7 protein-coding genes are annotated in these 12,735 nt (G+C 41.5%); 3 read left to right on the top strand and 4 right to left on the bottom strand.

Translation table 11 applies throughout. The features are described 5' to 3' along the window. Window positions 1-4 precede the first annotated feature (4 nt). Window positions 5-2,368 carry a CCXG family PEP-CTERM protein gene (locus ACU6U9_RS02075; RefSeq protein WP_446733424.1) on the top strand — a complete coding sequence of 788 codons (2,364 nt, stop codon included), beginning with the start codon at window positions 5-7 and terminating at the stop codon, window positions 2,366-2,368. Here ACU6U9_RS02075 and ACU6U9_RS02080 read toward each other — a convergent pair. Beyond that, window positions 2,365-4,983, bottom strand: a complete 2,619-nt coding sequence (locus ACU6U9_RS02080; protein WP_446733425.1) for a LuxR C-terminal-related transcriptional regulator — start codon at window positions 4,981-4,983, stop codon at window positions 2,365-2,367. The two genes, ACU6U9_RS02075 and ACU6U9_RS02080, sit on opposite strands and share 4 nt — an antisense overlap. Window positions 4,984-5,220: 237 nt before the next feature. On the opposite strand from ACU6U9_RS02080, the gene ACU6U9_RS02085 reads away from it, so the two are divergent. After that, complete coding sequence (locus tag ACU6U9_RS02085; RefSeq protein ID WP_446733426.1) at window positions 5,221-7,977, top strand: peroxidase family protein; 2,757 nt, start codon at window positions 5,221-5,223, stop codon at window positions 7,975-7,977. Window positions 7,978-8,053: 76 nt separating this feature from the next. On the opposite strand, the gene ACU6U9_RS02090 is transcribed toward ACU6U9_RS02085, so the two are convergent. Beyond that, a complete protein-coding gene (locus ACU6U9_RS02090) occupies window positions 8,054-9,103 on the bottom strand; it encodes a patatin-like phospholipase family protein (protein WP_446733427.1) in 1,050 nt (349 codons plus the stop codon). Window positions 9,104-9,294: 191 nt separating this feature from the next. Between ACU6U9_RS02090 and ACU6U9_RS02095 the strand changes: the two genes are divergently transcribed. After that, entirely contained in the window at window positions 9,295-9,501 is a 207-nt protein-coding gene (locus ACU6U9_RS02095; protein ID WP_446733428.1) for a hypothetical protein, read from the top strand. Window positions 9,502-9,639: 138 nt separating this feature from the next. On the opposite strand, the gene ACU6U9_RS02100 is transcribed toward ACU6U9_RS02095, so the two are convergent. Together ACU6U9_RS02100 and ACU6U9_RS02105 are read right to left on the bottom strand one after the other, a co-directional pair. After that, window positions 9,640-11,724 carry a CHASE2 domain-containing protein gene (locus ACU6U9_RS02100; RefSeq protein ID WP_446733429.1) on the bottom strand — a complete coding sequence of 695 codons (2,085 nt, stop codon included), beginning with the start codon at window positions 11,722-11,724 and terminating at the stop codon, window positions 9,640-9,642. A 171-nt stretch (window positions 11,725-11,895) separates the two neighbouring features. After that, window positions 11,896-12,240, bottom strand: coding sequence for a hypothetical protein (locus ACU6U9_RS02105; RefSeq protein ID WP_446733430.1), 345 nt, complete (start codon window positions 12,238-12,240; stop codon window positions 11,896-11,898). Window positions 12,241-12,735: the final 495 nt, after the last annotated feature.

The following is a 12,735-nucleotide window of genomic DNA, read 5'->3' on the forward strand; positions in this document are numbered from 1 at the left end:
TTGCATGCTGCGCGTATATTTTGTTTTTTGCTTGATTCTGTTGGTCTCTTTTTCTAGTCATGCGAGACAGTCTTGTGACTGGCCGTTTCGTACCGCCGTTAACGTCAAAGAAAACAGTGGGTCAACCCTGACCAATTATCAGGTCAAGATAACCATTAACAGCAGTAGTTTCGATTCTCGCTATAGCTGGAGCAATAACGGAGTAGACCTGAGAGTCTATGACAGTAACGATTCAACGCCACTACAGTTTTGGATCGAAAGCTGGAATGATAGCGCTAAAACCGCCACTATTTGGATACGCTTTCCCACCCTTGCCGCTAATGCCGATCACGGTGTTTATCTTTATTATGGCAACGCATCTGCACCGGCACTTGCCAATGTGCCTTTTACCTTTGTTGAACCCGGCATTAAATTCCATAGCCGAAATGTGAATCAAAATCCAAATAGCTACAATAACGCCCAATCGATATTCAATAATGGTAATGACAACAATAATAATTACGGCTGTACGTTTATTACAAATTTTTCAGGCGTCACAAATGGCGCCTTGTTCGGTGGAAAAACTAACTTCATCGCTTACAGTGAAACGTTCTTTGAAGTAAAGAGTGGTGAAAGCGGCAATTGGCGCTTCCGTTATGGTGCAGACTTTGGTTGGGGGGGCGGTTTATATGTAAATGGCACGCCTTTAGATGAAAAGTGGAACTCTGATCTTTGGTGGGCCAATAGCTGGAGTAATAACAGTGAGATTTTACAGGGTACAATTAATTTACCCGTCGGCTATCACAAGCTAGAAGTCATAGGTGGTGAGCCCGGTAATGATGGCGGTATTACCGTACAGTTTAATAAACCTGGCGGAAACTCATCAACCCCTTGGACAACGTTCTCAACCAGTAACATTGATATTCGCTCACGCGCCTGCCCTGTTGCCGAACCCACGATCACCTTTGGCGCCCACGACGTCTGCGGCACAGACTTAGAACAATTGACCACAACACCCACCAGTAATTCATGGGCTGTGAACTCAGTGCAGACACTCTCTTTCAGAGTTAACAATAAAGACGCAGCATCAAAAACCGCCGTTCCAAATACCCGTACCACGATTACCTTACCCAGTGCGTTTACGCTTAATAGCACCACAGGCACAAACTGGAGCTGTACTGGAACCAGCACCGTGCAATGTGATTACAATCAACCCTTAAATAGTGGCCAAGCGATGACATCGCTATTGACCCTAACCGTAACGGCAAACAATGCCACGACAGGCAGTAGCGCCGCGATAATCGCGACTGCCAGCGGTAACGGGCTGGATTCTGATCTCAGCAATAATAGTGTCACGATCAACATTACCTTTTTAGAAGACCCCGGTGTACCCGCGGCATGCACATCACCTAAACCTGGATTATTGGCACGCTTTTTTGATATCTCAAGTTACGGCACAACGAACATCAATAATGCAGCGGCTTTTCAAAGCTTAGTCAATGCACGTGCTACCCAGACTTACTTAATGGGGCAAACTATTATTAATCGTATCAATAAAAGCAGCAGTAGCAGCGGCAATGTATTTGATAGCGGCAGTAATGAAAAATTTCTGTTAATTCTAGAAGGCTATATTTATTCAAGTACCAAAAAAGATAACAACTATTTTGGTATTGATGGAGATGATGCCGTCGAAGTATTAATCAACGGCAATGTTGCCAGTGCTTATTATGGTTTGCATGGTGCTGCAAATAGCGCTCAAGGTACAGGTAACTTAACATCATTACCGAAAGGCTACACGCCACTTGAATTCCGCTTGCAAGAAAATACTGGGGCTGATGCTTATTTTTTATATTGGAGCAGTAACTCAAATAATGGCTACACTATTATTCCCGCAGCAAATTATTTTCACTGTGCCGGTGACCCTAACATTCAGCTTGATTCAAACGTGCAAGTTATTAGCGACCCGATTAACACCTCAAACTTTAAAGCCATTCCTGGTGCTGTGATGCGACACACCGTTAACGCTCAAAATTTAGGTAATATCAGCACAGACTTAAATAGCACCGTACTGGTTCAAGCCATCGATACAAAAAACAAAATGTTTGTGGGTAATTTATCCGCTGGTAGCCCAATTATTTTTAATAACGGGTCAGGTAACCAAGCAAGCGGTCTAAATTATACCTTTAATAGCTTAGGCAGCACCTCTGACAGTATTTCATTTAGCACCGATGGTACAAACTTTAATTACAACCCAAGCACAGCTGTAGATTCAGAGGGTTACAACCCTAACATTACGCATTTTAGGCTCAACCTTAATGGTAATTTCAAACCGACTTTTTCGGGCATTACACCTACCTTTAATTTTATTTACCAAGTAAAGGTTGACTAGTTTAATGCTAGGATTTGTTTTGCATTCATTGCAATTGCTTCGGTGCGATTTTTAACCCCAAGTTTGTAATAAATATTTTTCAAATGCCATTTTGTTGTACTAATAGCGACGCCGGTTTCTTCGCTGATTTTTTGGTTGCTTAAACCTGATTTAAGCAACTGAAAAATCATAAACTCTTTCTCTGTTAAAGAGGCAACATCCATTGCTTTAACCGGCACCACATCGTCAAATATATCATCATAAACACTTAAAAATAACGTAGGAAAGCAAAAAATATTATGGCTTTCTAGTGCGGTTAAAATTTGATTTACCCCAGGTGCTTCATCAAACACATTACGAGAAAATACGCTTAAACTGTATTTTTTAATAAGCAAGTCCATTTGATTCATTGCACTTTTCGTTGCCCCTGATCGATACTCCATTACAATTGCATTACATTTCGCAATTATAAAACGGCTAACTAAACCCAGTGATAACAAATCATCCGCGAGCCGTTCAAATTTAATCCTTGCTACCTTATACTGGGCATTCAAAGCATGGGCATAACCAACACACAAAATATTGCGTTCACTTGTCTCAACAAACGACGTACCGGATACCGCACTAGGCATTACTTCGTTTTTTAGGCTAATATTATTCTCACTTAATAATCGCCCTGCCATAGCATGATCACCACTGACATAGCACTGGCGAATGCGCTCACATAAAATTTGGATTTTGAATCGAGGATACTTACCTAGAATTAAAATTCGATTGAGTTGCTCCAGCACTGTGCGCGCAGAACGAACACTACCAAAGTCAAATTGCAATCGAGAAAAATACAAATACACAGTGGCAATCACTTCAGTAATACATGCATGGTTAACATAAGGCAATATCATTTGGCAAAGGTCATATGATGCCGACAGTTCATTTTGCTCATATTTTACAACCATCATTGCAACATTCATACACAACCAAGGCATACTGCCCTGTATCATTTTTTTTGATTGATACAATTTTGAAACATACTGAATAGCTTGCAAGCCTCGACCGGTATAGCGGTCACACAATGCTATTATCAAGTCGGCGTAACATTGTAAAAACACATAACCTTTATGGGCTAATATTGATTTTGCATGATGCGCTAGCCGCAAAGCTTCATCTAACTGGCCTCGTTGCATTTCAAAATAAGCTGCGATAACAAGTAAAGACATTCGATTCTCACTTGAATTAGCAGGACTTAATAAACGTTCAATCGTGCTTCTATCTGAAAAGGCTTCATCTTGCTGAAACAGTGTCAAACTTAATGTTAAAAACTCAAAATCAAGCTTACTTTCATGACAGGTACATTGTGAATTCGAAACGTTCAACAGTGATAAAAAATAATGAGCTTGATTAAACCGCCGAGAAAAAACAAGTGCATAAGCATAATTAAGCGATAGCGTTTTGTTTTTCAATAAAACATCCTCACCCAAAGAATCAAGCCATTGAATGACACAACTAAAATCGCCCAACTTAAGCCAATAGTCACAGCACTGCTGCAGTGTCTGGTCAATGAAACCATGATTATGCGTTAACCGACAATGATAAGCGGCTAATTCAAAGTCTTTCATTTCAATACAGGCAACTGCACTTAATTGATGTAAATCTTTAAGTTTCGAATCTTTACTGAACTGTGAAAGCTGCTTACTCAAAAAATCACTTAATAATGTATGATAACGATACCAACCTGGGTGTGCCGCATCTTGAATAATAAAAGCGGATCGATTCATTAGGTAGCGAATAAATTTACCTGAGTCATCACGGCCTAACACTTGATTACATAATGATTCATTAAAACGCTTAAATAATGCACTAAATAAAAAGAAGTGACGGCCTTCTTCGCTCAGTGAGTTATAAATATCAAGAAAAAAACAATCCATGATATCCAAACGCTCTTCTTCTAAATTTTTAACAAAATCAAGACCATGTTCATTAATTGCTAATAATGCAATTTTCACTCCTGAAAACCAACCTTCTGTTCGCTTTGCAATTAACTCAATATCATAGCCTGTTAGCTCATAATGACAGATAGATTTTGATAGTTGCTGAACGTCATCATCTAACAGCGCCAAGTCATGACTATCAATCATAAGTACGGCATCATTTAGTTTAAGCGGCACTAGATTAATATTGGGTATTGAGCGACTCGAAAATATAAAGTGAATATGACTCGGTAATCGCTCTAATAGTTTATTAAGTATACGGTTTTCATAAGGCTTGCTTAAAAATTGAAAATCATCAATAACGAAAAAAAATTCTTTTCTTATCGATTCAAATACTTGAATTAATGTATCCACCAATCGATGTTCATCCACCTGAACATCTGGGGTAAATACATTAAATAAAGGTGCTTCTATAACCTGCGTTTTCTTTTTTACTTCCAATAGAATTTTATTCAATGCCGCATTCATACTGTAGTTTTCATCAGGCACACAAAAGTGGGCAATGAATAAATCAACTCTGGTTAACTGCCATTGATTTAATAAGGTTGTCTTGCCATAGCCAGACGGCGACACAATCAAAGTTAACTTATGATTTGCCGAACGATCAAGCAAAGCCAATAAAGTGGGCCTTGAGAATAGTGATGTCATTTATATTATTTTTATCGCATCAAGTTAATGAATATCGTACTTATTTCATATTGATAACCCTATTTCTATAGAGCAAGGTTTATTACGCCAGCTTGATAAAATTGCCAACATATTAACATTTATATCGTTCTCCCCCCTCCCTTGGGAGGGTAGAAAAACCAGTACCTCGCATTTACTCTCAATTGAAGGCTTGTAATAAATTAAGCCTATTGAGAATAACAATAAGGAATAAATACGATGAGCAATTCAGTCTGGGTCACATGGCCTGCTCTGACTAAGCTAGGTTCATTAGGTGTAATAGCCGGATTATTGGTACTTGGTCTAGAGCGAGAAGAGTTATTTGATAATAATTTATTTGATGTCGAAAATTATGATAAACACAATGCTAATATTGTCTGTGATGAACGCAGTAAAACAGCACGAACCGAAGACGGCACCTGTAATATTTTAGAAAACCCTGCTGAAGGATCTGTTTATATGCGCTTTGGGCGTAATGTAAATTTAGACGTGGTGGCGAATGAACAAAACGAAGCCACGTTACTTGAGCCTAACCCTCGTGAAGTCAGTAATACACTCATGGCAAGGGATGAATTTAAACCAGCCACCACTGTTAATTTTATTGCCGCTGCTTGGATTCAATTTATGGTGCATGACTGGGTTGATCATGGTGACAATGATTCATCCAACCCGATTCAAGTTCCCTTACCCGATGGCGATGTTCTTGGCAGTGGCACACTTAGCATTGACCGTACCCAAGCCGATACGACCCGTACACCTGATGAAGAACATCTACCGGATACCTACCGTAATATTAATACCCATTGGTGGGATGGCTCTCAGCTTTATGGTTCAAGCCTTGAGCAAAATAATAAAGTACGTAGCTTTGTTGATGGCAAATTAATACTCGAAGCCGACAATACATTACCGCAAGATTATTTTACGGGCGTGCCTGTTACCGGTTTTAATAAAAACTGGTGGGTAGGCCTAAGTATGATGCATCAACTTTTTACACTTGAGCACAATGCCATCGCCAATATGCTAAAACAAAATAATCCCGGTAAGGATGATCAATGGTTGTATGATAAATCTCGCTTAATTAATGCGGCCCTCATGGCAAAAATTCACACGGTTGAATGGACGCCCGCCATTATTGCAAACCCAATAACTGAACGTGCGATGTATGCAAACTGGTGGGGGTTGAGCGGTGAGCGTAAAGGCCGTGATAAATTTCAAGCTGAATACGAAGCTCTTGCAAATGACATTATTAAAAAAGATTCGTTCGTAAAGGCCATTTTAGGGTTTGATCCAAAGTTAAGAAATCTATTAGATGATGCATCCTTTATTGAGCATGCACTTGGCGGTTTAGTCGGTTCTCGTCAATCTGATAATGCCGGTACACCTTATACATTAACGGAGGAGTTCGTTGAGGTATATCGTATGCACCCGTTGATGCGCGATAGCATTGAAGTATTCGACATCGGCTCTAACATGGTAAGTGCATCGATTAACATTGAAGATACCCGTGACGGCTCAGCTGAAGACATATTAGTCGAACAAGGTGGTGATCGCCTTTGGTACAGCTTTGGTATCACGCACCCAGGTTCATTAACGCTCAATAATTACCCTGAATTCTTGCGTAATCTAGAGATTCCTTTAGTGGGTAATATCGATTTAGCCACCATTGACATTGTGCGAGACCGTGAACGCGGAGTGCCTCGCTATAATGAATTTCGCCGTCAAATTGGATTAAAACCCATCACCAAATTTGAAGACCTAACAAGCGAGCCCATCTTATTAGAAAAACTAAAACACATTTACGATAATGACGTTGAAAAAATTGACGCGCTCATTGGTCAGCTTGCTGAAACGGTTCGCCCAGAGGGGTTTGCATTTGGTGAAACGGCGTTCCAGATTTTTATTATGAATGCTTCTCGTCGTTTAATCACCGACCGTTTCTATACAAAAGATTACACGCCTGAAATGTATTCCCAAGAAGGCATTGATTGGGTTGAAGAACAAACCATGGTCAGCGTATTAAATCGACATTTCCCACAACTAGATACCAGTTTAGTTGGCGTTGATAACGCATTTAAACCTTGGGGATTAAACATCACTGATGATTTTAACAACTGGAGCGCGTGCGATAAACAACAACACCTTTGGGTGAACGGAGCATTACGCACACAATACCCCGCGGACGAAATACCGGCATTTAAAGATGTCGATGTGGGTGGCTTAATCAATAGTATCTTGTGGACAAAAGTAAAACGCAGCGACGATGTGGCACCGCTTGGGTATGAAAAACCGATTCACGCACACGGCGCAATGGCCACCGTTGCGTTTGATGCACAACCTAACCAACTTTACAGTGGTATTTTTAAAGGCGCTGAATGCGGGCTGCTGCGTTTAAGCGTAACCGGTACACCATCTGACCGTGGCTTCGCTCCCGGCTTAGCTTGGAAAGCATTTGTTGATGGCAAGCACTCTAGGAATGTTTCTGCGCTGTATACATTATCAGGCCAAGACGATAATTATAATTTCTTTGCTAATGAATTGTCGCAATATGTTAGCCCAGAAATCAATGAAACCCTTGGCACCACCGCTCTGTTTTCATTAGTCACCTCTAAGCCCACTCGCTTAATGACGACGAGAATGGCAAAAGTGACACAAGATGGCACAGAAGAGACAAATACCAATGCGCCGACACAAATCTACTTTGTGCCAACTGCCGAAATAAAATCTAAATTCAGTGAAAGTGCCCATGATTTTAGGCAAGACTTAATCAGCTTGCCTGAAGGTGCGGTGTTGTATGATGTATACGGCACACAGAAAAGAATCAAACATTCGATTATTCCATATTTTAATAATCGCTATGCAAACGCCAGACGCAATAATGCGATAAAAATTGGGCAGATTCGCTTAACGTCAAAGTTCAATCTATCAACGTTCAGCGATGGTGGTGTCTTCTTTCGACATCAACGTTACGAAGACTAATTAAACCCGTCATTTGAAATCGCCATAAAAAATGCCAGCAAGTTAGCTGGCATTTTTTATGGCTCACGTGACAGAATTATAAAATAGATTCGATCGATGTTACGCTACTGGCTAAGTTATCTTTTTGCAGCTTGTTATGAAAATCATCAACCAATCCGTTGGTTGCATCTATAACGGTGTGCCAATATTTTTCTCTGGCATCATCATCAAATTTATTAAAGTCTGCTCTGTCTGGAATTTTACCATAGGGTAATTTAGCGATAAATTCATGGCTTGGGGCAATCATAACCACATTGTCATAATTTTTGGCTTTCGCTTTACGCCATGGAATGCCCTTATCAAACCAGCCCGGCACAATTTTAGGAAAAAAGTGCGGATAAAAAACCAAGCCATTTCCTGCTTGAAAAGGCCCAGAGAAATGATAATCCACCATGCCACCGTCCCAATGCCAGCGGTTTTTGCCTCCCAGTACTTTTGTCGGCTCTAACACCATGGGAATCGCACCGGATGCCACCAGTGCTTGTTTTAAATTGTTAACACCCAGTTCAATTACCTCTGGGCGTTTAAAGTAAGGGTCATGGCTGGCTTGTTGCGAAATCACAACACGAGGGTATAACGCTTCAACCACTTTGTTTGAAATCAAATTACCGGTAGCCGCCGCTAGTAACCCTAAACCTTGGCTCAAGTTATGTCGGCCATTCATCAACAGCCGATTACGTACAGCTACGATATGCAACTTACGTTGTGGATTATTAACGATGTGGTGAGCGCGCTCGTCGTTGAACAATGCCTCAAGCACTTTATCCACAAATACCGTAATCTCAGCTGGGCTTAATGCCTTATAACGCTGATTGAGGTAAATATCCTCAAACTGTTTAAAACAACTCAATGGGTCTTGCTGTGCATGACACGCCATGCGCCATGAACCAATACTAGAGCCAACCAATGAAATACTCTGAGGGGCTTTCGCTAAAAAATGTTCCGCAAGGTACTGATCCAACCGAGACAGCATTAGCCACTTTGGGCCGCCACTGGCACCGACCATCAGCTGAATATCTTCTGGGTTTAAGCCCTGCGCTTGAATCTGCTTTAGAGCCTTTGCCCCTGCGAGAATTTCAATGGTCATAAATGACTCTGTTTATTATTAAAGGCAACATGGTGCCAAACCGTCAAAATTGCGCAACAACCCATCAAGCCATCGCTTGCAACACTGTGTACTAGAAAATGATGCAATAAAAAAAGATAAAGTCTTAGCCATTTGGTCCGATAACTATAGTAGAGCTAACAACGACGGCTCAATATGCAGGAGCAAAGATCATGTATACGGGAAAAAGTTACATATTCACCACCGCGATTGAGCAACAAGCCTTTCACGAGGGGCTTAAAGCGACGGCCAGCAGCCAGAACCCATATTCCATCGCCAAGAGCCCTCATGCAGCAAGAGCGTGGGGCAAAGGCAACCAATTAGGCTTTCGTTTAACGGCGCGCCTCGGTGTTCAATATTTAAACGCAGCTAAAATATAGTTGTGAATATCACACGTGCCTAAGCCAAATTTGGGCACGTATATTCAGTTATTTATGTACTCTAATTCTATTCTTCAGCTTACTCTATAGATCCCTGCAAGTTTTAACGACCAACATTATGCCGTGTGCGACATTATATTACTTACTGGTATGACGGAAAGTTCCGTCCCATTCAGGGGGGAAGGTTTGACCTTTTAAATCATTAATACGCTCAATATAGACGTCATATAGTTTAAGCGGGTTAGCCTCAAGTAATGCCGTAAATGCCTTGTGAGCATCGTCCCATTTTTGCTGCAAATAAAGCTGGTAAGCATCGTCATATTGTTTGATTTCATCTAATACACTTTGCGCCACTTCACCCTCAAGACCCAGAGGCTCATACACACGAATGGCCTCTTCTTTTCCCTTCACTTGAATTCTGTCCATGAAACGACATACAAATCCATTAATATGGTCAAAGGTATCTTCACCGATTAAGATTTTAGCCCCATAAAATTTAGTAATGCTTTCCAGACGAGAGCCTAAATTGACCGCATCACCCAATACCGTATAAGAGCGACGATAACTTGAACCCATGTCACCTACGTTCATCAGCCCTGTGTTAACGCCCACACCAATATTCACTTCTGGTAAGCCTTCTTTTTTAAATACCGTCTTTAATTCCTCAGTAATTCGCTGCATATTAAGCGCGGCCAATACGGCATGACCACGATGATTGTCATCGTCAATCGGCGCGCCCCAAAATGCCATTACCATATCGCCCACATATTTATCAATGGTGCCGTTACGGTCAAAAATTTCTTTGGTAATGGGCGTAAAATAACTATTAAGCATGTGCTTTAATTCTTGTGCTGTGAGGGTTTCACTGATGTTAGTAAAGCTTCGTATGTCACTAAACAAAACCGTAAGCTCTTTACTCTCACCTGAAAAACTATAGGCATCAGGATCCGCCATCATCTTGTCAATATGGGCAGGCGGCACGTATTGATCAAACATCCCTTTTAACATTTTTTTACTGGCGTTTTCTCTTAGAAAACCATCGGTAATAAATGTTGCGGTTAAAAATAACGTTAATATCAATGCACCGGCCATGGGCAAATCTAATCCGGCTGTCCACAGATAACCGTTAAACATGATCACCATTGCAATGATACAGCTGCCACCAACCAACATGACCATGGGTCCTAACATGGGCAAGATGATAATCATAAATAGAGCAATTAATATAAGCTGCAAAAACGTTGCACCTGCCTGCCATTCTGGTTTGTAGGGAAACCCGCCACTAAGCAGTGCACGTAAAATATTGGCATGCACCTCGACACCTGGATATTGAGGCCCCATGGGCGTACTTCTTAGATCTGCCAAGCCGATGGCCGATGTCCCAATAAACACAATGGCCCCTTCTAATTCATTGGGTTGTAACTTATCGCGCAATACATCCGTGGCAGAAAAGTAAGGGAACGAAAACGCAGGGCCTTGATAAGGCACGGTGACAAACCCCGCAGGACTTGTCGGGGCAGGGAAGTCACTCACAGCCACTTGCGTCATAGCCAGTACATCACCCACCTCCACTACTTTTGGCTCGATGCTATCGATAAATAAATATCGCATGGCAGCGCTTAATGCTAATGAAGGGTACAGTTGATTACCGCGACGGATTAACAACGGGGCTCGCCGGACAGTGCCATCAAAATCAGGGAACATCGTCACAAAGCCGCCTCCGCCAGCTTGGCTTTGTAAGCTAGGGATATTTGCGGTGTAACCTGGGCGTTGGGTAATAACGAGTTTTTCCTGCCATGCCATTGGCACATTAAAAACCGAAGGGGGGAGTTGGCCGTTTTGGTATTCTTCTTGGTCTTGAAAAAAAAAGCCCAGCACCACGTCATGCTGACCAATAGCACTTGCCATCACCTCATCTGCATCGGCCATTGCCGAAATCGATTGCCATTTTTGTAGCGGTAATTGATTGAAGACATCGTCCGGTACCGCACGACTAATACGCTCGACTGGATTCATTTCTTTTTCACTAAACACGACGTCAAATGCAATGATCAATGCACCCGCTTCACCGAGTTTTTGAATTAAATCAGCTACCTTTTGACGGCTCCATGGAAAACGTCCTTCATTGATGATCGAGCTTTCATCAATATCAATAATTGCGATTTTATGATCACTGTGTGCTTGTTTCGTGATGGGTAAAGAATAAATTAAAACGAACGTCATAAAGTAGGTACTCTATGCGAGTAAAAAGAGACGCGCTGCCACCTTGGTTAAGAGCGGCCCAAATAATGGTCGCCGACACGATAGCGGCAAAGAATCGAGTGCTGTACTTGAAGAGGGTTTTTGATAGCGCCATAACTATCAAGCATAGTCGTTTTCATAAAAAGTGTGAGGCTAGGCCACAACTTGACCACGGTAGATACGTTTAGGACGATGATCGGCACCTGCCCCATGCAGCGGAGTATCAGCGATGGGCTGACCACGATACATCCGCTTAGTTGGGGCCGTGTTCGTGTTATCTTGCTCGGGAACCCCACCCATTAATTCAAGTCCCATCATGTCTTCTAGATCGGCAAACAAAAGCTGGGTTCGCTGGTCATGGCTTTTCTTTACACACTCAAGAATACTTTGCACGATATCCGGCTGACTGAGTTTTAACTCAACACCAAATTCACTGCGTAAACGCTTACGCAGTTGCTGCATTACGTCGATCATGTCTTTGGATAAGTTAGGAATCATGGGATCTCTTTTATTCGGTTATCATGGTGTCTAATGATGGTAGAGCAAGCCTTATACCAATCAATGCTAGTGGCACTAAATTATATTACGTATGTACCTTCCCGTTATTCAATGGCTGTAAGCCTATCGGTTAATAATTGGGTTTTCATTTATTACGAAAAGGCACCAAAGTGAAACCAGAGACCTTATTTATGCACCAATTTATATCGGCCGATATCATATCTATCTATTATTTTTGATGGATAAATCATCTAAATGATACACAAGCCTCAAATTTGGTCTTTATTTGGTCATTTAAGGGGCAAATCAGAATGGGCCGTTATCATCAAAAAAGTTGGCAAGAAAACTGCAATAAGTGAGATAGCAAGCTCACGTTAGCTTGCGGAGCGTAGATTCGTGTCGAAAGACTCAGTTTTATCGGGGCCAATTAATCTTGCACGGGTTAGTTTGATTAAGCTGATTGAATCTACGCTTTTTTTTCGCCTAAAAAGTGGC

The sequence above is a fragment of the Pseudomonas sp. HK3 genome (assembly GCF_052920985.1).